This is a genomic window from Kitasatospora humi, from assembly GCF_020907985.1.
In the GTDB taxonomy this organism is placed as follows: Bacteria; Actinomycetota; Actinomycetes; order Streptomycetales; family Streptomycetaceae; genus Kitasatospora; species Kitasatospora humi.
Window position 1 is genome coordinate 65,466 of record NZ_JAJJPA010000014.1, and the last position, 22,378, is coordinate 87,843.

Consider the following 22,378-nt stretch of genomic DNA (forward strand, 5'->3'; position numbering starts at 1 on the left):
CGCACCGCCCGCCCGCGGCCGATTGGCTGGACCCGTTCACAGCCCTCGCACCCTCGGAGGTGACGCGCGTGTCTCGGGAAGCGTGGTCCTACCCGGAGATCGCCCACCACATCGGCGTCCAGACCGACACCGTGCGCAGCTACCGCCGGCACGGCCTCCTCCCGGAACCCGACTTCGTGGACGAGGCCGGCCACCCCCGCTGGTACCCGTCCACCATCAGGGCCTGGGCCCGCCGCCGCCCCGGCCACCGCTGACCCGCCGGACCCGCCGCAGCCCCCGAAAGCGTTGGCGCGCCACGGGATCCGCGCGCCGCCCCGTTCTGGTGATTCCAGCCACAGCCCGGCACGGGGACGGGGGCAAAGCGCCGCTCCGCCCTTACCCTCGACAGGCGACCGCTGCCGCTACCCACCGGTGTGACCCGGCGATGACCAGCGTGCGCGGGACCTGGATCGGGCGGAGGGGCTCGGGATGAAACTGACTGTGGTGGGGTGCTCCGGGAGCTTCCCGTCCCCCGAATCCGCCTGCTCCAGCTACCTGGTCGAGGCCGACGGCTTCCGGTTGGTCCTGGACCTCGGCAACGGCGCGCTCGGCGCCCTGCAGAACCACATCGGCCTCTACGAGGTCGACGCGATCGCCCTCAGCCACCTGCACGCCGACCACTGCATCGACCTGTGCGCCTACTGGGTGGCCCGCAACTACCGCCTGGAGGGCGTCCCGGCCCCGCTCCCGGTCTACGGCCCCGCCGACACCCCCGGCCGGATGGCCCGCGCCTACGACATGCCCGAGGCCCCCGGCATGACCGAGGTCTTCGACTTCCGCACGCTGCGCCCCGGCACCGTCGAGATCGGCCCGCTGACCGTCACCGTCGCCCGGGTCAACCACCCGGTGGAGACCTTCGCCTTCCGGGTCGAGCACGACGGCCGCTCACTCGTCTACTCCGGGGACACCGGGGTGAGCCGCGCACTGGTGGAGCTGGCCCGCGACTGCGACCTGTTCCTCTGCGAGGCGGCCTACACCGACGGCAAGGAGACCTACCAGGAGATCCACCTCAACGGCCGGGAGGCCGGCGAGCACGCCGCCGCCGCCCGGGCCCGCCGTCTGGTGCTGACCCACATCCCGCCGTGGACCGACCCGCAGCGCAACCTGCGGGACGCCGAGGCCGCCTTCGCCGGTCCCGTCGAGCTGGCCAAGGCGGGCGCGGCGTACGAGGTCTGAGACGGTGCGGGGTGGCCCGTCCGGCTGCGGACGGGCCACCCCGGGCCTGCGGCTCACCGAGGTCCCGTCTCACGCCTTGGTGGTGTCCTCGATCTCCTCCTCGGGCTCGCGGCCCGGGGTCGGCAGGTCGAACCTGGTGATCACGAAGCGGAACACGAAGTAGTAGACCGCGGCGAAGACCAGGCCGATCGGGAGGACCAGCCACTGGTTGCGGCCGTGGCTCCAGCCGAGCAGCAGGTCGATCAGGCCGGCCGAGAAGGTGAAGCCGAGGTGCACGCCCAGGGCCCAGGTCACGGCCATCGACACCGCGGTCAGCAGCACGTGGACCACGTACAGCGCGGGCGCGATGAAGACGAAGGCGAACTCGATCGGCTCGGTCACGCCGGTGACGAAGGAGGTCAGCGCAAGCGACATCATCATCCCGAGCACGGCCTTGCGGCGCTCCGGGCGCGCGCAGTGCGCGATGGCCAGCGCGGCGGCGGGCAGCGCGAACATCATGATCGGGAAGAAGCCGGCCATGAACTGGCCGGCGGTCGGGTCGCCGAACAGGTAGCGGGTCAGGTCGCCGTGCACCACGGTGCCGTCCGGCTTGGTGAAGTCACCCGCCTGGAACCAGGCGTAGGAGTTGACGAACTGGTGCATGCCGACCGGCAGCAGGGCGCGGTTGACCAGGCCGAAGGCGCCCGCACCGAGCGCCCCGGCACCGATCAGGGTGTTGTTCAGGTGGCCGATCGCATCGCCCACCGGGCCCCAGAACTGGGCGAAGAGCACCCCGACCGCGGTGCCGACGAAGGCCATGAGGATCGGGACCAGTCGGCGGCCGTTGAAGAAGCCGAGCCAGTCGACCAGCTTGGTGCGGTGGAACCGCTGCCAGAGCACCGCGCTGAGCAGGCCGATGACGATACCGCCGAGCACACCGGGGTTCTGGTAGGTCGCCTCCACCCAGGTGCCGTCGGCGAGGTGGCCCTCGGTGACCGGGAACGCCGTCAGGACCTTGCTGTACACCAGGAAGCCGACCACGGCGGCCAGCGCGGTGGAGCCGTCCGCCTTCTTGGCGAAGCCGATGGCGATGCCGATGGCGAAGAGCAGCGGCAGGCCGAACTTGGTGTCGAGGATGGAGCCACCGGCCGCGTCGAACACGGCGGCGACCTTGTTCCAGCCGAGGCCGTCCTTGCCGAAGACGTCGTCCTGGCCGAGACGCAGCAGCAGGCCGGCGGCCGGCAGCACGGCGATCGGCAGTTGGAGGCTGCGGCCCATCTTCTGCAGGCCCTGCAGCAGGTTCTGGCCGGACTTCCTGGCGGGGGACGGAGCGGCGGGCGACGCTGCCTGCGCTGTCGTACTCATGCGGGTGGTTCCTCACGGCATGGCGTACCGGGCGGGGTGCGGTCCGGAACCAGTACGCGAACTGGTCTACACCACAAGTGGTGTAGACCAGTTTTGTAGCACGGCGCGAGAGGGGCCGGAAGGGCCGACAGGCCCGCAGGTCGGAAGAGCTATGAAATCGAAACCTTATTGAGGATTAATGATCACTGCCCTGCGCGGACACGGCTGGACAGGGGGGCATCGGCGCCGGTCCGCGCGTTTTGGGAAGTACGACCACACTGGTGTAGACCAGTGGCGGTGCTGCCGGAAGCGCCCGACGGCCCGGGCTCCCGCCCACCGCCATCCTGGGACCACGGCCCCACCGGCGCGCGCGGGGCTGGGCCGATCGTGGCCGGCATGGCGGATCACCCCGAACCGGGCGATCCTGGTCGCGCCGGAGCGCGCCGCAGGCGAACTGAGCCCGCGTCACCACCCGGCACCCGCAGCACGGCACACCGCAGGACGGCCCCCGGCACCAGCGCCGGAGCGCCGAGACAGAGGGAGAAGGACCATGGCCAGCAAGGCTGAGAAGATCGTCGCCGGTCTCGGCGGCATCGACAACATCGAAGAGGTCGAAGGCTGCATCACCCGGCTGCGGACCGAGGTCAAGGACCCCTCCCTCATCGACGAGGCCGCCCTCAAGGCCGCCGGCGCCCACGGCGTCGTCAAGATGGGAACCGCCATCCAGGTCGTCATCGGCACCGACGCCGACCCGATCGCCGCCGACATCGAGGACATGATGTAGTCCCACCCCCCCAAACCCGAGCCCCACCCGCAGCCCGAGCCGGGCCGCAACGCCGAGGGCCCGTCACGCAGCCGCCGTGGCGGGCCCTCGACGTACGGGCCGACCACGCCGAGCGACTACGCTCGGGCACATGTCACGCATCGACGGCCGCACCCCCGACCAGCTCCGCCCGATCACCATCGAACGCGGCTGGAGCAAGCACGCCGAAGGCTCCGTCCTGGTCTCCTACGGCGACACCAAGGTGCTCTGCACCGCCAGCGTCACCGAAGGCGTCCCGCGCTGGCGCAAGGGCAGCGGCGAAGGCTGGGTCACCGCCGAGTACGCCATGCTGCCGCGCGCCACCAACACCCGCGGCGACCGCGAATCCGTCCGTGGCAAGATCGGCGGACGCACCCACGAGATCAGCCGCCTGATCGGCCGCTCGCTGCGCGCCGTCGTCGACCACAAGGCCCTCGCCGAGAACACCATCGTGCTCGACTGCGACGTGCTCCAGGCCGACGGCGGCACCCGCACCGCCGCCATCACCGGCGCCTACGTCGCCCTGGTCGACGCCGTCACCTGGGCCCGCGAGAAGAAGCTGCTGCGCGCCAAGGGCCAGCCCATCACCGGCGGCGTCAGCGCCGTCAGCGTCGGCATCATCGACGGCATCCCCATGCTCGACCTCCGGTACGAGGAGGACGTCCGGGCCGAGACCGACATGAACATCGTCTGCACCTCCGACGGCCGCTTCGTCGAGGTCCAGGGCACCGCCGAAGGCCAACCCTTCGACCGCGAGCTGCTCAACCGGCTGATCGACCTCGGCGCCCAGGGCTGCGCCGAGCTGGACGCCATCCAGCGCGAGGCGCTGGCCGGCTGACCGCTCCTCAGGGATCCGGGCGGGTGGCGGGCCGGGCGGCCCACCACCCGCACCCGCGGGCGGTCCGGGATACTGGGGAGCCATGAGCACCCCCCGCCGCCTGATCCTCGCGACCCGCAACCAGCACAAGGTCACCGAACTGCGCGCCATCCTCGGCGCCGCCGGCCTCAACGTCGAACTCGTCGGCGCCGACGCCTACCCCGAGGTCCCGGACGTGGCCGAGACCGGCGTCACCTTCGCCGAGAACGCCCTCCTCAAGGCGCACGCCCTGGCCCGCGCCACCGGCCTGCCCGCCGTCGCCGACGACTCCGGCCTCTGCGTCGACGTGCTGAACGGCGCACCCGGCATCTTCTCGGCCCGCTGGTCCGGCAGGCACGGCGACGACCGGGCCAACCTGGAGCTGCTGCTCGCCCAGCTCTCCGACATCGCCCCCGAACACCGCGCCGCCCACTTCGCCTGCGCCGCCGCCCTCGCCCTCCCCGACGGCACCGAGCGCGTCGTCGAGGGCCGCCTCCTCGGCACCCTGCGCACCGCCCCGGCCGGCAGCAACGGCTTCGGCTACGACCCGATCCTGCAGCCGCTGGGGGAGACCCGCACCTGCGCGGAGTTGACGCCGGATGAGAAGAACGCGATCAGCCACCGGGGCAAGGCCTTCCGCGCACTGGCGGAGGTGGTGGGGGAGTTGCTGGGGTAGGAGAAGATTCGGCCCAGTGTCGCCTTCGCTTCGAAGGTGACACTGGGCCGAATGCTGGTGCGCCCGGTGGGATTTGAACCCACAACCCTACGGTTCTAAGCCGCAGCTCTCTGCCGGTTGGAGTACAGGCGCATGCGTGAGTAGCCTACCCGGTCGGGCAGGAGGCCTGCACGGGGCCGAGGTCACGACGCGAGCGGGAGATTTCTGTTGCGGCCGCAGTAGGTGTCAGTGATGGCGTGGCAGTTGGGGCAGAGCAGGCGAAGGTTTTCCGGGCGGTTGTCCGACCAATCGCCATTGATGTGGTCGACCTCAAGCGTCAGCGACCGTCCATGCCAGACCGGACCGATGCCGCAGCTTTCGCAGGCGTCCAGGCGGCCGAGTTCGAGTAGAGCCCGGCGGAGGCGGGGGCCGTGCAGGCGTTGGGCGTCGCGCGGGCGCTGGACCAGCAGTTCCTCCGGCTTCCGCCGGTTGGTGGCGGGTCGGCCTCGGTTGGCGCCACCAGCACCGGTGAAATGGCTGGTGTCCAAGCCGTGTTGGGTGATCGCCGCCTTCAGCTTGCGGCGGTTCGTCGTAGTGTCGTCAAGGCCGAGTGAGCGGAGTACGCCGGCCAGGCTGAGCTGGGAAGCAATCACCTGCGCCAGTTCCGTTTTCGCCAGGGCCTCGGCCGGGTAGCCCGTGTCGAAGTGCGAGATGTCGATCCCGAATTGCTGGACGCGCTGCTTCAGATAGCCATACAGGCTGTCATAGGGAACAACGCCCAGGCTGCGGATCATTTCGCCGATGCTGCTACTCCTGGCGGCAGCAGCCGCCAAGCGCTCGCGACCATAGGCTTGGCGCGGACCGGTCGCCTTGCTCTGCTCGAAGTGGGAGATGTCAATCCCGTAGTGCTTGAGCCGCCGACTGAGGTAGCTGTGGGTGCCGCCCGCCTGGGGCACGCCGAGTCTCCTGATCATCTCGCTCACGCTCGTCGAGCATGCGGCCAGCTCGCTCAGCAGCTCCCTGGTGTACCTCGTGGGCTTGGACATGGCTTCCCTCCTTGCTGAGGGCAACGACGGACCGGTCGGGCGGGTAACGGGTCGTCGGCACGGGGATGCGGACTCGCTCGGTTGAGCGTGAAATTTTACTGCTCGCGGACAACGATTCTGTTGCGGCCTGTGCGGATCTGTGTGAACGGTCTTGACCGGTTGGGACGGCTGCGATGTCATGAGGGCGCTCGTGCGAGAGTCTGTTCGGTTCTGATGGATTACGGCCTTGCCCCCGCTAGGAGCCCGAGCCCATGACCACTGTGCACAACCGTCCCCGCACCCTTCCCCGCACCGCGTTGGCCGCCTTGGGCCTGCTGGTCTCGGTCGCCCTGACAGCCTGTTCGACCGGGCAGCAGAGCGGCGGCTCGGGCGGCGACACCGCCAAGGTGACCGGCAAGATCAGCATGACGTACCTGCAGAAGCAGGGCGACCAGGAGTACTTCGTCGGCGAGGCCGACGGGGCCAAGGCGGCGGCCGCCAAGTTGGGGGTCGACCTCAAGGTGGTCAATCTGGGCAACGACGCCAACCAGACGGTCAGTGAGGTCCAGTCGGCGATCGCGCAGAAGAGCAACGGCCTGATCATCGTGGTGCCGGACCCGGCAGTCGGGCCGCAGGTGGTGCAGATCGCCAAGGACAGCAAGGTCGCGTTGCTCACCTCGGACGACCAGATCTGCACCACCGGCCCCAATCCGGCCAACTGCGCCAAGTCCGACCTGGTGCCGCGGATCGGCTTCTCCGGCCAGCAGATGGGCCAGCAGGTCGGCCAGCGCGCCGCCGAGGAGTTCAAGAAGGCCGGCTGGAGCGCGGCGGACACCCGGACCATCTCCGCCTGGCAGCAGGACGTGACGGTCTGCGGCGACCGCGTCAAGGCCGCCAAGGACGCCTTCGGTCAGGCCGTCCCCGGCGTGCAGAACATCGACGTCGCCACCGACAACACCCCGACCGGCGCGCAGGACAAGGTGGCCGCGACCCTGACCGCCAACCCGGGCGTCAAGCACTGGGTGATCTGGGGCTGCAACGACGAGAACGTGCAGGGCGGCATCACCGCGATGCAGAACGCGGGCATCTCCCCCGACAACGTGATCGGCGTCGGCCTGGGCGCCTACCTGGCCTGCAAGGACTGGGGCAGCGGCAAGCCGTCCGGGATGAAGGCCGCCCTCTACATCAACGGCAGCGACGTGGGCGCCCTCGCCGTCCAGACCATGTACGACAAGCTCAGGAACGGCAAGGCCTTCCCGCAGGAGGCCTTCGCCCCCACCACCATGGTCGACGCCTCCAACTGGCAGTCGGCCGGCGTCAAGTGCAGCTGAGGCCGCTGCCGTGACGACCACGACCACGACCGCCGGCGCGGGCGTGCGCGACCTCGGCAAGCGCTTCGGCGAGGTCCGGGCGCTCGGCGGAGTGACCCTGGACTTCCCGGCCGGCCGGGTCACCGCACTGATGGGGGAGAACGGCGCCGGCAAGTCCACACTGCTGAAGATCCTGACGGGTGACCACCAGCCCAGCGAGGGCACCGTGCTGCTGGACGGCGCCGAGCTGGTGCTGGGCTCCCCGGCCCGGGCCAGGGCCGCCGGGATCCGGATCATCCCGCAGGAACCGGAGATCATCCCGCACGTCTCGGTGGCCGAGAACGTCTACGCGGGTGCGCTGCCGCGCACGGCCGGGCGCCGGCTGGACCGGGCCGAGCTGCGTCGGCGGATCACCGCCGACCTGGACCGGCTCGGCTTCTCCCGGGTGCTCGATCCGGACCTGCTGGGCTCCCAGCTCACTCCGGCGCAGCGCCAACTGGTGGAGATCCTGCGGGCGTTGACCGGCGAGGCCAGGGTGATCGCGTTCGACGAGCCGACCAGCTCGCTCTCCGAGCACGAGGTGGACGCGCTGTTCACGCTGATCCGCCGGCTGCGCGACCAGGGCGTGGCGGTGGTCTACGTCTCGCACCGGATGCAGGAGATCTTCCAACTGGCCGACCGGATCGCGGTGTTGCGGGACGGCATGCTGGCCGGTGTGCTGGACGCGGCCGAGGCGGGGGAGCAGGAGCTGGTGCGGCTGATGGTGGGCCGCGACCTCTCCCAGCTGTTCGTGCGCCAGAACGTGGCGACCGACCGGGTGGTGCTCCAGGTGGAGGACTTGACCACGGACGAGGTCCGGGGCGTCAACCTGGTGGTGCGGGCCGGCGAGGTGGTCGGGCTGGCCGGTCTGATCGGGGCCGGGCGGTCGGAGTTGGCGCTGGCGCTGGCGGGTGACCTGCCGGTGCGCGGGGGCACGGTCCGGCTGGACGGGCGCGGGCTGCGTCCGGGGCGGCCGGGTGAGGCGATCCGGGCCGGTCTGGGGCTGGCGCCGGAGGAGCGCAAGGCACAGGCGCTGTTCCTGCGGCGTTCGATCCGGGACAACACCTCGCTGGTGGTGCTGGACCGGTTGCGGCGCTGGCGGTTCGTCCGGCGGGGTGCCGAGCGGGAGTTGGCGCAGGGTTTCGCGGACCGGCTGCGGGTGCGGGCGTCGGGGATCGAGCAGGAGGTGCGCACGCTCTCCGGGGGCAACCAGCAGAAGGTGGTGCTGGCCCGCTGGTTGGCCCGCAAGCCCAAGGTGCTGATCCTGGACGAGCCGACCCGCGGCATCGATGTCGGTGCCAAGGCGGAGATCTACCAGATCATCGCCGACCTGGCGAGGGAGGGCGTGGCGTTGCTGGTGATCTCCTCCGAGCTGCCCGAACTGCTGGGGCTGGCGGATCGGGTCGTGGTGATGCAGAACGGCCGGATCACCGGGGAGCTGGACCGCGCCGAGGCCAGCGAGGAGCGGATCCTCGCGCTGGCGATGGCCGACGACCTGAGTGGCGTCGGCGGTCGGGGGGCCGACGGCGGTCCGAACGGCCACGGCGGTCGGACTGGCCCCGGCGGTCCTGAGGGCCACGGCGATCCGGGTCGCGAGAAGGAGCCGAGGGACGAAGGAGGGCGGCCATGACCACGTCCACCGCTGAGCAGGGCGTGCCGGAGGTCGAGCGGGGCGGACGGGCCGGCGGCGCGCTGGCCGCGGTCGGCGGGCAGAACCTGAGCCTGATCGCCGCCCTGGCGGTGGTGCTGGCGCTGTTCGGCTTGCTCAACGACAACTACCTGAGCTGGACCAATGTCCAGGTGATCGCCGAGGCGGTGACCATCACCGGGCTGCTGGCGGTGGTGCAGACCGTGGTGATCATCTGCGGCGGCCTGGACATCTCGGTGGGCTCGCAGGCGGGGCTGGCCTCGGTGGTCAGCGCGATGGCGTTCACCTCGGCGGGCGGCAACCCGCTGGCCGGCATCGCCGCGGCGGTCGGCATCGGTGTGGTGATCGGCCTCCTGAACGGCGCCGTCATCGTCTACGGCCGGGTCAACCCGACCATCGCCACCCTGGCGGGGCTGGCCGCCTACAAGGGCGTGGCGCAGCTGGTCTCCAACGGCGCGGCGCAGGGCTACGTGCTGAACGACAGCGTCTTCGTCTTCCTCAGCCGCGGCAGGATCGCGGGGCTGCCGGTGATGGTGTGGATCCTGATCGTGGCGGCGGTGGCCGTGCACGTGCTGCTGAAGTACACCGACATCGGTCGGAACGTCTACGCGATCGGCGGCAACCCCACCGCCGCCCGGCTGGCCGGCATCAACCTGAACAAGTACCTGATCTCCGCCTACGTGCTGGCCGCCGTGGTGGCCGCGGTGGCGGGTGTCCTGCTGACCGCCCGGACCGGCTCCGGGCAGCCGGTCTCCGGCAGTGAGGGCCTGGAGCTGAAGTCGATCACGGCGGCCGCGCTCGGGGGCTGCGCGCTCAAGGGCGGCAAGGGCGGGATCGGTGGCACGCTGCTGGCGGTGGCGCTGCTCGGTGCGCTGGAGAACGGGCTGACGGTGCAGGGCATCAACTCCTTCTGGCAGAACGTGGCGCAGGGGTCGCTGCTGGTGGTGGCGGTGGTCATCCAGCAGCGGCGCAGCGGGGAGCGGGCCGTGGGGCTGCCAGGTTGACCCGACGGCGGCGGTCCCGGGGAGCCGGGACCACCGCCCCCGCGCTACGCCTCGACCTTGAGGTCGCGCAGCAGCTTGGCGACGTGCCCGGTGGCCTTGACGTTGTACAGGGCCCGCTCGACCTTGCCCTGCTCGTCGACGACCACGGTGGAGCGGATGACGCCGACCACCGTCTTGCCGTACAACTTCTTCTCGCCGAAGGCTCCGTAGGCCTCCAGCACCTTCTTGTCCACGTCGGACAGCAGGGTCACCTTGAGGTTCTCGGTCTCCCGGAACTTGCCGAGCTTCTCCGGCTTGTCCGGTGAGATGCCGATCACGTCGTAGCCGGCGCCGGCGAAGACCTCCAGGTTGTCGGTGAAGTCGCAGGCCTGGGTGGTGCAGCCGGGGGTGAGGGCGGCCGGGTAGAAGTAGACGATCACCTTGCGGCCCAGGTGGTCGGCGAGTGACACCTGGTTGCCGTCGGCGTCGGGCAGCGAGAATGCGGGGGCGGTGTCCCCCGCCTGGAGGCGCTCAGTCACGGTCGAATCTCTCCTCGTGCGGGACCACTGTCGTGCCGGGTGCCAACCTACCTCCGATGACGGACTCGACTGGGCCGTCTGACCCCGATGGTGGGTGGGGCCGCGCGAGCCGGGGGGCGAGCTGACAGACTGGGCTGGAGCAGACTGGACGTCAGGTGAGTGAGGTGGCCCGGGTGGGCAAGACGAAGGACGCGCGCGACGGCGCGGGACGGACCCTCGCGGAGATCGAGCAGAACATCGCGCGGACCCGGACCCAGCTGGCCGACACGCTCGACGAGCTGGCCATGCGGGTGCATCCGGCCACGATCACCGCGCAGGCCCGGGCGAAGGTGCTGGGTTCGGTGGAGGAGCGGGTCGGCCGGGCGTACGTGGTCGCCAGCCGGGGGGTGGAGCGGCTGAAGGCCGAGTTCACCGACGAGCACGGCAAGCCGCGCGCGGACCGGATCGTGCCGGTGGTGCTGGTCGGTGGCGGCGTGCTGGTGCTGCTGGCCTCGCGCAGGCGCAAGCGGGAGGGCTGACCGGTTTCCCGGATCGGCCCGGGCCCCCGCAGCGGCTCGGGCCCCGGCCAGGTACCGTCTGGGCGTGAGCGTGAACGACGACGAGCAGAACAGGCAGACCGAGCACGGCCGGCACGACCGGCTGGGCGAGAAGCTGCCCATCCGGATGCTGCACGACCGGGTGCTGGTGAAGACGGACGCAGGTGAGGGTGAGCGCCGTTCGACGGGCGGCATCCTCATCCCCGCGACCGCGGAACTCTCCAAGCGCTGTGCCTGGGCCGAGGCCGTGGCCGTGGGCCAGAGCGTGCGGTCGGTGGAGCCCGGTGACCGGGTGCTGTACGACCCCGAGGACAAGCTGGAGGTCGAGGTGCGCGGCGCCACGTACGTGCTGCTGCGCGAGCGGGACCTGCACGCGGTGGCGGCGGAGCGGCTGAAGGACACCGAAGGGTCCACCGGGCTGTACCTGTGAGCCTGCCTTGAACGGCTCGGGCCCTCACCGGCTTCGGCGGTGGGGGCCCGTTGCGATCCGGGCGGCGGAACCGGCTGCCGCTTGATCGCCTGCGTGATCACGGTCCCTGCCGTTAGCGTGAACTGACACGACTTCACGTGCCGCACTGCCCCGAGCGACGCCTGGGTACCCCCCCAGGGCCTGTCGGTCGGGGCCGATGCGTTGTGGGGCCTTGTCGCCCGCCGCGGTGGGCGAGTGGGCGGCCCGGGGTCCGTGGGACCGGTAGGGGTCGTCGATGGGGCCGGGGGTCCCACGGGCCGGCGAGGTCCAGGTGCGGTTGTCCCCCGAACTCCGGGTGGGACCATCGCTACCGTCCGACGGTGCCGTGATCGGCGACACTGGTGCGGTGGAGAGCGAGCGCAGCGGGGCGACGGCGGCCGGAGTGCGGTTCACCGCGGCCGATGAGGAGAAGCGCCGCGGGGTGCGGCGGATGAAGGCGATCGCGACCGGGTTCCTGGCGGTCGCGACGCTGGTGTTCGGGCTGTCCACCTGGGCCAAGGCGGCCGGGTGGGGGAGTTGGACGGGTTACGTGGCGGCGGCCGCGGAGGCCGGGATGGTCGGGGCGCTGGCCGACTGGTTCGCCGTGACCGCGCTGTTCCGGCGCCCGTTCGGCCTGCCGATCCCGCACACCGCGATCATCCCGACCAAGAAGGACGCCTTCGGCCGCACCCTGGGCGGCTTCGTCGGGGAGAACTTCCTCGCCGCCGCGGTGGTGCGCGAGCGCCTCGCCGCGCTCGGCATCGGGCGGCGGCTCGGCGAGTGGCTGGCCGCGCCCGGCAGCGCGGAGCGGGTCACCACCGAGGCCGCGGCCGCGCTGCGCGGGGTGCTGGCCGTGCTGCGGGACGAGGACGTGCAGGCCGTGGTGGGCGAGGCGATCACCCGGCGGGCCGCGGCCACCCAGGTCGCCGCCCCGCTCGGCCGGATGCTGGGCCGGGTGGTGGCCGACGGCGGGCACCACGGGCTGGTCGACCTGGTGGCGGTGCGGGCGCACGACTGGCTGGTCGAGCACCACGAGGACGTGATCCGCAAGGTCGCCACAAAGTCGCCGGGCTGGACGCCCAAGTTCATCGACCAGCAGGTCGGCGAGCGGGTCTACAAGGAGCTGCTGCGGTTCGCCACCGCGATCCGGGACGACCGGCAGCACCCGGCGCGCGGCGCCATCGACACCTTCCTGGCCGACTTCGCGGTGGAGCTGCAGAGCGACCCGGCCACCCAGGAGCGGGTCGAGCGGGCCAAGGCCGACCTGCTGGCCCGGCCCGAGGTGCAGGAGCTGATCGCCTCCTCGTGGAGCGCCGTCCGCTCCCTGGTGCTGACCGCCGCGGCGGACGAGCAGAGCGAGCTGCGCCGCCGGATCCGGCGGGGGGTCCAATCGTTCGGCCTGCGGCTGGCCACCGACCGGCGGCTGCAGCACAAGACCGACGGCTGGCTGCAGGACGCGGCGGCCTACGTGGTGGACACCTACCGGGCCGAGATCACCTCGCTGATCTCCGACACCGTGGCGGGCTGGGACGCCGACGACGCCTCCCGCAAGATCGAGGCCAATGTCGGGCGCGACCTGCAGTTCATCCGGATCAACGGCACGGTCGTCGGCGCCCTGGCCGGACTGCTGATCCACACCGTGGCCACCGCGCTGGGCGGATAAGCCTTCGTGCTCCGCGATCCCCCGGGGTCTAATGGGGGCTTGCCGCTGAGCGGTTGCCGAATTCTGGAGGAGTAGAGATGTCGCGCGGGATCGAGGCGTTCATCGCCGGTCTGCCCAAGGCGGAGCTGCACGTGCACCACGTGGGCTCCGCCTCGCCGCGGGTGGTGGCGGGGCTGGCGGCCCGGTACGAGGGCCGGACCAAGGTGCCGGTCGACCCCGAAAAGCTGGCCGAGTACTTCACGTTCACCGACTTCGCGCACTTCGTCCAGGTGTACCTGTCGGTGGTCGACCTGATCCGGGACGCCGAGGACGTCCGGTCGCTGACCTACGGCGTGGCCGAGGACATGGCCCGGCAGCAGATCCGCTACGCCGAGCTGACCGTCACCCCGTACAGCTCGGTGAACCGCGGCATCCCGGACAAGGCGTTCATGGAGGCGATCGAGGACGCCCGGGTGTGCGCCGAGCGGGACTTCGGGATCGTGCTGCGCTGGTGCTTCGACATCCCGGGCGAGGCCGGCCTGGAGTCGGCCGAGGAGACCGCCCGGCTGGCCCTGGAGGTGGGCGCCGACGGCCTGGTCAGCTTCGGCCTCGGCGGCCCCGAGATCGGGGTGCCGCGCCCGCAGTTCAAGCCGTACTTCGACCGGGCCCGGGCGGCCGGCCTGCACAGCGTGCCGCACGCCGGTGAGTCGACCGGCCCCGAGACGGTCTGGGACGCGATCCGGGTACTGGGCGCCGAGCGGATCGGCCACGGCACCCAGAGCTTCAAGGACCCGGTGCTGATGGACTACCTGGGCGAGCACCGGATCCCGCTGGAGGTCTGCCCGACCTCCAACCTGGCCACCCGGGTGGTGGAGCGGATCGACGAGCACCCGATCAAGCGGTTCGTCGACGCCGGTCTGCTGGTCACCGTGAACAGCGACGACCCGCCGATGTTCGGCACCGACCTGAACACCGAGTACGAGGTCGCCGCCCGCCTGCTCGACCTGGACGAGGCGGGCGTGGCCGGCCTGGCCAGGAACGCGGTCGAGGCCTCGTTCCTGGACCCGGCCGGCAAGGCCCGCATCAGCGCCGAGATCGACGCCCACCTGGCCGCCTGGCAGCGGGGCTGAGCTGCCGTGTCCTCCGTGCCCGGGGCGGAGCGCGCGTTCCGGGCACGGCCGGGTCCACCCGGTTGCGGTAGGCGTAGCACGTCGTGTCCCGGCGGCTACACTGGCGTATGAAGACGATCACCCAGCGCGAGTTCCGCAACCACTCCGCGGCCGTGATGGACGCCGTGGAGGCCGGCGAGACGTACCACATCACTCGCAACGGCATAGAGGTCGCCGAGTTGCGCCCGCTGGGCAGGCGTCGCCGCCTGAGCGCCGAGGAGCTGGTCGCCAAGGCGAAGCGGCTGCCGCGGGTCGACCACGCCGGGATGCGCAGGGAGGCCGACGAGTTCTTCGGCACGGCGGACCGTTTCGGTGACGGTGACGATCCGTGGGAGCGCCGGCGTGGCTGAGTGTCCGATTTCGGACGTGCTGGACACCTGCGCCCACAGCGATCTCGACCTGCTCGATCCGGCGAGCCTGCCGGTCGTGCCCGAGCTGACCGCGATCAGTGTCGCCGAGTTGCAGCAGGGCGTGGCCATGGCCGGGGACGCGGCCTCCCGGGCCGGGCGGCGGGAGGAGCTCGGCGCCGCGCTCGCCGACTTCGACCCGCTGCCTTTCGACGGTGAAGCGGCCACCCGGTACGGCACGATGGTCGCGCTGACCGTCGCGGCGGGCCGCGATCCGCGTCCGCGGCGGATGGACCTGATGATCGCCGCCATCGCCTCAGCCCGCGGTCTGCCCCTGTACACCCGCAACGCGGCCGATTTCCGTGGGCTGGACTCCGTGGTCCAGATGGTCCCGATCTGACGCGTAATCAGTCCACCGGCACCGTCCGCCCCGTTGCCGCCGAGTGCCTGGCCGCCTCCAGGATGGTGAGCGTGGCCACCGAGTCCCGGGGGTCGACCGGGGGCGGGGCGCCGGTGGCGAGGGCGTGGGCCAGGGCGGCGTAGAAGGCGGGGTAGTCGCCCAGGTCGGTGGGGATGGTGGTGTGCGCCTCGCGGGTGCCGAGGGTGCCGTAGTGGGTCGGGTCCTCGGCACCCCAGGGGATGTGGGTGTCCGGGCGGCGACCGGCCCGCAGGTCGGCCTCCTGCGGGTCCAGGCCGAACTTCACGTAGCCCGCGGTGTCGCCGAGCACCCGCAGGCGCGGGCCGGGCAGCGGGGCGGTCGCGCTGGTCCACAGGTGGGAGCGGACCCCGCAGTCGTGGCTGAGCGCCAGGAAGGCGTCGTCGTCCACCACCGCGCCGTCCCGGCGGACGTCGATCTCGGCGTAGACCGAGGAGACCGGGCCGAACAGGGTGAGCGCCTGGTCCACCAGGTGGCTGCCCAGGTCGTAGAGGGCGCCACCGGCCTCGGCCGGGTCGGCCAGCTCCCGCCAGCCCGCCTTGGGCTTGGGGCGGAACCGTTCGAACCGGGACTCGAAGCGGTGCACCCGGCCCAGTGCGCCGTCCTCGATCAGCCGCCGCGCAGTGCGGAAGTCGTTGTCCCAGCGGCGGTTCTGGAACACCGTCAGCAGCACGCCCCGGGCGGTGGCGAGGTGGCACAGCGACCGGGCCTCGGCGGCGGTGGCGGTCAGCGGCTTGTCCACCACGGTGGCGAGCCCCGCGGTGAGTGCCGCCCGGGCCAGCGGCAGATGGGTGCGGTTGGGGGTGGCGATCACCACCAGGTCGTACTCGTCCGATCGGTCGAACACCTGGTCGGGCGTGTCCAGTGGCCGTGCGTCCGGGTGCGCGGCGGCCAACCGGGCGCGGCGCTCGGAGTTGGCGGTGACCACGGCGGTCAGCCGCAGGTGCGGGGTGGCGGCGATCAGCGGGGCGTGGAAGGCGGCGCCGGCCAGGCCGTAGCCGAGCAGCGCGACGCGGTACGGGGCGGCGGTCCTCGCGGTACTCATGCTGCCGAGTCCACCACACCGAGGGGCCGCAGGGCGGTACATCGCTGTCGGCGGGCGGCCGGGGCCGATTACGCTGGTGACCGTCAGGGCAGCCTGTGGCGCCCGGCCGGCCGACGGTGTCCGGCCCGGAGCGATGCACGAGATCGTTCAGAACCGTCGCAAGACCGAGGAGACACCTACGTGGCAGAGCGCAAGCCCATCGAATCGTGGCTGACCGACATGGACGGGGTGCTGATCCACGAGGGCACCCCGATCCCGGGGGCCGACGAGTTCATCCGGCGGCTGCGGGAGTCCGGCAAGCCGTTCCTGGTGCTGACCAACAACTCCATCTACACGCCGCGCGATCTGGCCGCCCGGCTCGCCGGGATGGGCCTGCACGTGCCGGAGGAGTCCATCTGGACCTCGGCGCTGGCCACCGCGAAGTTCCTGAGCGGGCAGCGACCGGGCGGCACCGCCTACGTGATCGGCGAAGCGGGCCTGACCACCGCGCTGTACCAGGCCGGTTACGTGCTGACCGACAACAACCCGGACTACGTGGTGCTGGGCGAGACCCGGACCTACTCCTTCGAGGCGCTGACCAAGGCGATCCGGCTGATCAACGGCGGCGCCCGGTTCATCTGCACCAACCCGGACGAGACCGGCCCGTCCACCGAGGGCGTGCTGCCGGCGACCGGTTCGGTGGCGGCGCTGATCACCAAGGCGACCGGGGTGGAGCCGTACTTCGTCGGCAAGCCCAATCCGCTGATGATGCGTGAGGCGCTGAACACCGCCGGGGCGCACTCGGAGACCACGGTGATGATCGGCGACCGGATGGACACCGACATCGTGGCCGGCATGGAGGCCGGCATGGAGACGGTCCTGGTGCTGACCGGGCTGACCGCCGCCGCGGACGTGGAGCGGTTCCCGTACCGGCCGAACCGGGTGGTGGACTCGATCGCCGACCTCATCGAGCTGGTCTGAACGGTTCCCGCCCGGCGGGCCGGGCCGCGGTGCCCCCGCCGCCGCCCGGTCCGGCCGCGCCTGGGATGCTGCTGCTCGACCGGCGGCGAGCAGCTCGGGCGACGCGGTGCCGGTGGCCCGGCGGCGCCCGTTGCGGTGCGGCGCCGGGCCGAGGCGTACCACCACCGGGGGGAGCAGCAGTGGCAACCGAGACGGAGGAGAAGCGGGTCACCTGGGCGGAGCTCTTCTTCGACCTGGTCTTCGTCTTCGCGATCACCCAGATCTCCAATCTGCTCTACCTGCACCACGGCGCGGGCGGGGTGCCGCGGGCGCTGGTGGTGTTCGTCCCGGTCTACTGGTGCTGGGTGGGCACCACCGTGCAGGCCAACGTGCGGGACGTGGACAGCGCCCGGGACCGGGTGGGGATCTTCGCGGTCGGGCTGAGCGGCCTGCTGATGGCGCTGGCGCTGCCCGAGGCGTACGGCGCGCGGGGCGTGCTGTTCGGCGCGGCGTACTGGGCGGCCCGGCTGGTGCTGCTCTGGTTGATCGGCGGGATCAGGGGGGTGTGGCGCGGCCCCTTCGGGGTCGGGGCGGTGATCAGCGGGCCGCTGATGCTCACCGGGGGGCTGCTGCACGGCGACGCCCGCCCGGCGCTGTGGGCGGTGGCCGCCGCGGTCGACCTGGCGGGGCCGACCGTGCTGCGGTCGGTGCTGGCCAGGGTCGAGTACCACCCGGGCCACCTGCCGGAGCGGTTCGGCCTGCTGGTGCTGGTGGCGCTCGGCGAGTCGATCGTCGGCACCGGGGCCCCGGCCGCCGCGGTGCGCTCCCTGGGCAACGGCGAACTCTTCGCGGTGATCGCGGCGTTCACCATCTCCTGCGCGCTGTGGTGGGTGTACTTCGCGCACGCCAACGAGGCGATGCGGCATGCGCTGACCGTGACCGACGCCCGGGCCGGCATGCTGCGCCGGGTCTTCTCCTACGCCCATCTGGTGCTGGTCGCCTCGGTGATCGCGATCGCGGTCGGCTTCCACGTCACGGTGGCCGAGCCGGGGCGCCGGCTGGACCTGGGCACCCTGGGGCTGCTCTACGGCGGCTGCGCGCTCTACCTGCTGACCTTCGGTTACACCCGCTGGACGATGTTCCGGCTGCCGGCGCACACCCGGCTGGTCGCGGGCGCGGTGCTGCTGGCGCTGGTCCCGGCGCTGCTGCTGGTGCCGGCGCTGGCCGCGCTGGTGGTGCTGGCGGTGCTGCTGGTCGGGCTCAACGCGGTGGAGGAGGCCCGGATCCGGCGGGCCGGGGCGGCCGCCGCCGAGCCGGTGCCGCCGGTGCCCGTCGAGCCGGCCGCCGCCGAATAGGCGCTGTCGGTGCGGCTGTGTAGCGTGCGGGGTGCACGAGCAGGAGTCCGAGGAAGGGTGGCGCGGTGACCGAGGTCGCTGAGGTGGCAGCAGGTGTGCTGGAGAACGAGTTCGAGCTGCCCGAGTCCTGGCGGGAGGTGCTGGCCGGCGAGACCGAGCAGCCCTACTTCGCCCGGCTGGCCGAGTTCGTGGCGGCCGAGCGCGCCGAGCACCAGGTCTTCCCGCCGCGCGGGCAGGTCTTCTCGGCGCTGGCCGCGACCGCCTACCAGGACGTCAAGGTGCTGGTGCTCGGCCAGGACCCGTACCACGACGACGGCCAGGCGCACGGCATGAGCTTCTCGGTGCTGCCGGGCACCAGGACCCCGCCGTCGCTGCGGAACATCTTCAAGGAGCTCCACGCCGACCTGGGCGTGCCGGTGCCGGACAACGGCTACCTGATGCCGTGGGCCGAGCAGGGGGTGCTGCTGCTCAACGCGGTGCTCACGGTGCGCGCGCACCAGGCCAACTCGCACAAGGGCAAGGGCTGGGAGAAGTTCACCGACGCGGTGATCAAGGCGGTCAGCGCCCGCGAGGAGCCGTGCGTCTTCGTGCTCTGGGGCAACTACGCCAAGAAGAAGCTGCCGCTGATCGACACCAGCCGGCACGCGGTGGTGCAGGGCGCCCACCCGTCGCCGCTGTCGGCCAAGCTCTTCCTGGGCAGCAAGCCGTTCTCGCAGATCAACGCGGCGCTGGAGGGGTTCGGCGCCACCGCGATCGACTGGCGGCTCCCGGACTTGGCGGGCTGACCGCGGGTCGGCTGTCCGTGTGGTGTCGCGCCACAGTCGGTCCACCCGCCTTGGGGTGGTGAGCGCCATGGGCGGCGTGGCCGTGCTGTCCTAGGGTGCTCAGGTCCCGGCGTCGCGAGAAGGGTGCTGATCACCATGCCCGTCGAGTCCCCCCTGGCCGAGGAGCTGGCCGTACCGGTGCCCGGCGGCTCGCTGGCGGTGCTGCGCTGGCCCGCCGCCGTGCCGGACGCGCCGACCGTGCTGGCGGTGCACGGCATCACGGGCAACGCGCAGTCCTGGGCCGTGGTGGCCCGGCAACTGGCGGGCCGGGCCACCCTGTTGGCGCCGGACCTGCGCGGCCGGGCCGGCAGCTCGGCGCTGCCCGGGCCGTACGGCCTGGCTCGGCATGCCGCCGACCTGGTCCTGGCCGTCCGGCAGCTCGGCGTGGGCCCGGTCCAGTTGACCGGCCACTCGATGGGCGCCTGGGTCAGCGCGCTGGCGGCGGTGGCCGAACCGGAGCTGTTCACCCGGGTGTTGCTGGTGGACGGCGCGGTGAGCTTCCCGCTGCCGCCCGGCGTGGCTGAGGAGGACGCGCTGGCCGCGGTGCTCGGCCCGGCGCTGGACCGGCTGACGATGACCTTCACGGATCTGGCCGACTACCGGGCGCACTGGGCGCGGCACCCGGTCTGGCCGAGCCTGGACGCGGTCGGCCGGGAGCTCTTCCTGGCACGTGACCTGACCGGCGTGGAACCGCGGTTGCGCACCGCCTGCGTGCCGGAGGCGGTCGAGACGGACGGCGCGCAGGTGCTGCTGGACCCGGAGGCGGCCGCGGCGGTCCGGCGGTTGGGTGGTCGGGCCGAGTTGCTCTGGGCCGAGCGGGGGCTGCAGGATCAGCCGCAGGGCCTCTACGACGCCGAGCGACTGGCCGGTGCGGGGCTGGAGTTGACGACCAGCAGGGTCGCGGACAGCAACCACTACTCGATCGTGATGGGCGCGGCGGGCGCGGCCGTGGTGGCCGAGCGGATGCTGGCCGCGGCCGGCGGCTGAGCACGGCCGAGCAGCTGGGCATGGCCCAACGGCCGGGCGCGGCCCAACGGCCGGGCGCGGCTGAGGGGCCGGCGGACATCGCCGGCCCCTCGGCCGCGCCGTGGACGGAACGTTTCAGCTCGCCGTGCCGAGGAAGGTCTCCCAGCCCTCCTTGGGCGCCTGGCCGATGCCCAGGGTGCGCAACTTGCGCAGCGTGGACTCGTCCTGCACCTCCAGCCACTCGACCAGCTGGCGGAACGAGACCAGCCGCACCTCCGGCTTGTCGGCGATGTCCTTCAGCACGGCCTCGACGGCGTCCATGTAGATGCCGCCGTTCCACTGCTCGAAGTGGTTGCCGATGAACAGCGGCGCCCGGTTGCCGTTGTAGGCGCGGTTGAAGCCGGCCAGGTAGCTCTGGTGGGCGGCGTCCCGCCAGGCGCCGAACTGGCCGGGGTCGCCCTTCGGGTTGCCGTTGGACTGGTTGGCCATGATGTTGTAGTCCATCGAGAGCACCTCCCAGGTCTTCCCCGGGTACGGTATGGACTGCAGCGGGAAGTTCCAGATCTGGCCGTTCTGCACCTTCTGCGGCCACACCTGCTTCTCACCCGGTGAGCTGGCGTCGTACTTCCAGCCGAGCTTGGCGGCGGTGGGCAGCAGCCCCTTCTGGCCGTCCAGGCACGGGGTGCGGGCGCCGATCAGCTCCTTGGTGTAGTCGAACGGGAACGGCGGCACGTCGGTGAAGCCGGTGTTGGTCTTCCACTTGGTGACGAAGTCGACGGCCTGCTGGATCTCGCTCTCCCAGTCCTCCGGCGACCACTTGTTGACGCCGTTGTGGTCGGGGCGGGTGGCACAGAAGTGGCCGTTGAAGTGGGTGCCGATCTCATGGCCGTCCAGCCAGGCCTGGCTGATCATCTTGATGGTGTTCTTGACGGCGTTGTCCGATATGTACGGGATGTCGGAGGCGCCCACCGAGTGGTGCGGCGGGTGGTAGAGGTTCTTCTTGCTAGCCGGCAGGCAGTAGAGGCCGGAGAGGAAGAAGGTGAAGGTGGCCTTGTGGTCCTTGGCGAGCTTGAGGAACCGCTCGAACTGGCCGTCCTCGGTGGCGCCGGCGCCGTCCCAGGAGAAGACCACGAACTGCGGCGGGCGCTGACCGGGAGCCAGCTTCTCGGGCGTGGGCTGGTTGGGCTGGGGGCCGGTGTCCGAGGTGGAGCCGTCGCCGATCAGGGTGGCCTTGCCGGAGGGCGTGGGGTCGGGCGCCGGGCTGCCCGCGGCCGTCGCGGTGGAGCCCCCCGCGGGCTGCACGCTGTCCTGCGTCGTTCCGGTGCTGCTGCCGCACGCGGACAGTGCGCCAAGGGCCGCGGTGGCCGCGCTGGCGCTCAGCACGGACCTGCGCGAGATGCTGCTCATGGTCTCCCCAGCCAGGTAGTTCGCCCGTCGGATCCCGCGAACGGCAGGGAGCAGCCGGGCAATTTACGGCATATGATCATCATTTTTCAATCAGGATGTCATGGAGAACGCCCAGGATCCAAGGCGCGGAGAACTCCCGACACTCCTCGGCAAGACGGCGAGCAGCCGACTTCCGGATCCGGGGAGGTCGGTCCTGTTGCGATCCTGGGACAAACCTGAGAGTCAGGCGGCTTCGTCGAGTTGCGCCACGACCGCCAACTGCCGACTGCGGCGCACCAGCCGGGCCACCGCGGCGCTGATCGCGGTGGCGGCGGCGCAGGAGACCGCCAGGCTCAGCCAGGTGGTGTTGAACCAGTGGCTGTCCAGCCAGCCCAGAGCCACTATGTAGCAGGCCCACACCACCGCGGACACGGCGCACCAGTGCAGGAAGGTCCGGGAGCGGTTGACCGAGTGGCCGATCGCCAGGTCGAGCACGGTCCGCCCGCCCGGCACGAACCGGGCCACGATCACCACGGCGGCCGCCGCCCGACTGGTCCGGTTCTCCAGGGAGCGCTGCACCCGCCTCACATTGGCGGCCAGTTGCGGACTGCGGCTCAACCGGCGGCGCAGCAACCGGCCGCCGCGCCGGGCCACCGCCAGCAGCAGCACGTCACCGAGGAACGAGGCCGTGGCGACCGCGGCGGCCAGCAGGAACGGTGCGTCGGCGTTGTGGGAGGTCTTCAGGACGGCCAGGATCACCAGGGTGCCGCTGGGGAGGAAGGGGAGGAAGGCGTCGCCGAGGACGGCCAGGACGGCCACCACGCAGAACCAGCTCGACGTCATCAGCGCCGGACTTCCCATGATTCACATCTCCCTCCGGACCGCCCGGA

Annotated in this window: 24 protein-coding genes and 1 tRNA gene; 18 read left to right on the top strand and 7 right to left on the bottom strand. The window is 71.7% G+C overall.

The features are described from left to right. The first annotated feature begins 68 nt into the window (after positions 1-68). Both LN042_RS15985 and LN042_RS15990 read left to right on the top strand, forming a co-directional pair. The gene (locus tag LN042_RS15985; RefSeq protein WP_230051884.1) at positions 69-254 is read left to right on the top strand and encodes a MerR family transcriptional regulator; all 186 of its coding nucleotides are present in this window, start codon (positions 69-71) and stop codon (positions 252-254) included. Positions 255-468: 214 nt separating this feature from the next. Next, entirely contained in the window at positions 469-1,215 is a 747-nt protein-coding gene (locus LN042_RS15990; protein WP_230051885.1) for an MBL fold metallo-hydrolase, read from the top strand. Between the two features lie 69 nt (positions 1,216-1,284). Here the strand turns inward: LN042_RS15990 and LN042_RS15995 are convergent, their stop codons facing one another. Beyond that, the gene (locus LN042_RS15995; protein WP_230051886.1) at positions 1,285-2,559 is read right to left on the bottom strand and encodes a PTS transporter subunit EIIC; all 1,275 of its coding nucleotides are present in this window, start codon (positions 2,557-2,559) and stop codon (positions 1,285-1,287) included. A gap of 529 nt (positions 2,560-3,088) precedes the next feature. Here LN042_RS15995 and LN042_RS16000 point away from each other — a divergent pair. The 3 genes from LN042_RS16000 to rdgB all read left to right on the top strand — a co-directional run bounded on the left by LN042_RS16000 (position 3,089) and on the right by rdgB (position 4,872). Continuing rightward, entirely contained in the window at positions 3,089-3,322 is a 234-nt protein-coding gene (locus LN042_RS16000) for a PTS sugar transporter subunit IIB (protein WP_035848895.1), read from the top strand. Between the two features lie 130 nt (positions 3,323-3,452). Beyond that, positions 3,453-4,178, top strand: coding sequence for a ribonuclease PH (rph, locus tag LN042_RS16005; protein ID WP_230051887.1), 726 nt, complete (start codon positions 3,453-3,455; stop codon positions 4,176-4,178). A gap of 82 nt (positions 4,179-4,260) precedes the next feature. Further along, positions 4,261-4,872 carry an RdgB/HAM1 family non-canonical purine NTP pyrophosphatase gene (rdgB, locus tag LN042_RS16010; protein WP_230051888.1) on the top strand — a complete coding sequence of 204 codons (612 nt, stop codon included), beginning with the start codon at positions 4,261-4,263 and terminating at the stop codon, positions 4,870-4,872. Positions 4,873-4,927: 55 nt separating this feature from the next. Here the strand turns inward: rdgB and LN042_RS16015 are convergent. Together LN042_RS16015 and LN042_RS16020 are read right to left on the bottom strand one after the other, a co-directional pair. Next, positions 4,928-5,004 (bottom strand) — tRNA-Leu (locus tag LN042_RS16015). A gap of 50 nt (positions 5,005-5,054) precedes the next feature. Next, positions 5,055-5,897 carry an HNH endonuclease signature motif containing protein gene (locus tag LN042_RS16020; protein ID WP_230051889.1) on the bottom strand — a complete coding sequence of 281 codons (843 nt, stop codon included), beginning with the start codon at positions 5,895-5,897 and terminating at the stop codon, positions 5,055-5,057. Between the two features lie 251 nt (positions 5,898-6,148). Between LN042_RS16020 and LN042_RS16025 the strand changes: the two genes are divergently transcribed. The 3 genes from LN042_RS16025 to LN042_RS16035 are packed head-to-tail and all read left to right on the top strand — an operon-like array spanning position 6,149 to position 9,877. After that, positions 6,149-7,207 carry a substrate-binding domain-containing protein gene (locus LN042_RS16025; RefSeq protein ID WP_230051890.1) on the top strand — a complete coding sequence of 353 codons (1,059 nt, stop codon included), beginning with the start codon at positions 6,149-6,151 and terminating at the stop codon, positions 7,205-7,207. Between the two features lie 10 nt (positions 7,208-7,217). Then, the gene (locus LN042_RS16030; RefSeq protein WP_230051891.1) at positions 7,218-8,855 is read left to right on the top strand and encodes a sugar ABC transporter ATP-binding protein; all 1,638 of its coding nucleotides are present in this window, start codon (positions 7,218-7,220) and stop codon (positions 8,853-8,855) included. Next, positions 8,852-9,877: an ABC transporter permease gene (locus LN042_RS16035; RefSeq protein WP_230051892.1), complete on the top strand. Its 1,026-nt coding sequence runs from the start codon at positions 8,852-8,854 to the stop codon at positions 9,875-9,877. The genes LN042_RS16030 and LN042_RS16035 overlap by 4 nt, the downstream gene beginning before the upstream one ends. A 44-nt stretch (positions 9,878-9,921) precedes the next feature. Here the strand turns inward: LN042_RS16035 and bcp are convergent, their stop codons facing one another. After that, positions 9,922-10,395, bottom strand: coding sequence for a thioredoxin-dependent thiol peroxidase (bcp, locus tag LN042_RS16040; RefSeq protein WP_230051893.1), 474 nt, complete (start codon positions 10,393-10,395; stop codon positions 9,922-9,924). A 173-nt stretch (positions 10,396-10,568) separates the two neighbouring features. Between bcp and LN042_RS16045 the strand changes: the two genes are divergently transcribed. From LN042_RS16045 to LN042_RS16070, 6 genes are all read left to right on the top strand, one after another. Further along, positions 10,569-10,913, top strand: a complete 345-nt coding sequence (locus tag LN042_RS16045; RefSeq protein ID WP_230051894.1) for a DUF3618 domain-containing protein — start codon at positions 10,569-10,571, stop codon at positions 10,911-10,913. Between the two features lie 145 nt (positions 10,914-11,058). After that, a complete protein-coding gene (locus LN042_RS16050; RefSeq protein ID WP_249801121.1) occupies positions 11,059-11,361 on the top strand; it encodes a GroES family chaperonin in 303 nt (100 codons plus the stop codon). Between the two features lie 364 nt (positions 11,362-11,725). Then, positions 11,726-13,042 carry a DUF445 domain-containing protein gene (locus LN042_RS16055; protein WP_372495752.1) on the top strand — a complete coding sequence of 439 codons (1,317 nt, stop codon included), beginning with the start codon at positions 11,726-11,728 and terminating at the stop codon, positions 13,040-13,042. A 77-nt stretch (positions 13,043-13,119) separates the two neighbouring features. Beyond that, positions 13,120-14,151 (top strand): adenosine deaminase, encoded by a 1,032-nt coding sequence (locus LN042_RS16060; RefSeq protein WP_230051896.1) that lies wholly within the window; start codon positions 13,120-13,122, stop codon positions 14,149-14,151. Between the two features lie 107 nt (positions 14,152-14,258). Next, the gene (locus LN042_RS16065; protein ID WP_230051897.1) at positions 14,259-14,540 is read left to right on the top strand and encodes a type II toxin-antitoxin system Phd/YefM family antitoxin; all 282 of its coding nucleotides are present in this window, start codon (positions 14,259-14,261) and stop codon (positions 14,538-14,540) included. Continuing rightward, positions 14,533-14,937 (top strand): type II toxin-antitoxin system VapC family toxin, encoded by a 405-nt coding sequence (locus LN042_RS16070; RefSeq protein ID WP_230051898.1) that lies wholly within the window; start codon positions 14,533-14,535, stop codon positions 14,935-14,937. The genes LN042_RS16065 and LN042_RS16070 overlap by 8 nt, the downstream gene beginning before the upstream one ends. Before the next feature lie 7 nt (positions 14,938-14,944). Here LN042_RS16070 and LN042_RS16075 read toward each other — a convergent pair whose 3' ends face one another. Further along, positions 14,945-16,018 carry a Gfo/Idh/MocA family oxidoreductase gene (locus LN042_RS16075; RefSeq protein WP_230051899.1) on the bottom strand — a complete coding sequence of 358 codons (1,074 nt, stop codon included), beginning with the start codon at positions 16,016-16,018 and terminating at the stop codon, positions 14,945-14,947. A gap of 180 nt (positions 16,019-16,198) precedes the next feature. Between LN042_RS16075 and LN042_RS16080 the strand changes: the two genes are divergently transcribed. From LN042_RS16080 to LN042_RS16095, 4 genes are all read left to right on the top strand, one after another. Continuing rightward, complete coding sequence (locus LN042_RS16080; protein WP_230051900.1) at positions 16,199-16,978, top strand: HAD-IIA family hydrolase; 780 nt, start codon at positions 16,199-16,201, stop codon at positions 16,976-16,978. Between the two features lie 179 nt (positions 16,979-17,157). Next, entirely contained in the window at positions 17,158-18,312 is a 1,155-nt protein-coding gene (locus LN042_RS16085; protein ID WP_230051901.1) for a low temperature requirement protein A, read from the top strand. Positions 18,313-18,377: 65 nt separating this feature from the next. Continuing rightward, a complete protein-coding gene (locus LN042_RS16090) occupies positions 18,378-19,097 on the top strand; it encodes a uracil-DNA glycosylase (protein WP_372495753.1) in 720 nt (239 codons plus the stop codon). A 135-nt stretch (positions 19,098-19,232) separates the two neighbouring features. Further along, positions 19,233-20,123 carry an alpha/beta hydrolase gene (locus tag LN042_RS16095; protein WP_230051902.1) on the top strand — a complete coding sequence of 297 codons (891 nt, stop codon included), beginning with the start codon at positions 19,233-19,235 and terminating at the stop codon, positions 20,121-20,123. A gap of 114 nt (positions 20,124-20,237) precedes the next feature. On the opposite strand, the gene LN042_RS16100 is transcribed toward LN042_RS16095, so the two are convergent. Together LN042_RS16100 and LN042_RS16105 are read right to left on the bottom strand one after the other, a co-directional pair. After that, the gene (locus LN042_RS16100; RefSeq protein WP_230051903.1) at positions 20,238-21,509 is read right to left on the bottom strand and encodes a polysaccharide deacetylase family protein; all 1,272 of its coding nucleotides are present in this window, start codon (positions 21,507-21,509) and stop codon (positions 20,238-20,240) included. 222 nt (positions 21,510-21,731) lie between these two features. After that, a complete protein-coding gene (locus LN042_RS16105; protein WP_230051904.1) occupies positions 21,732-22,349 on the bottom strand; it encodes a DedA family protein in 618 nt (205 codons plus the stop codon). Between the last annotated feature and the right edge of the window lie 29 nt (positions 22,350-22,378).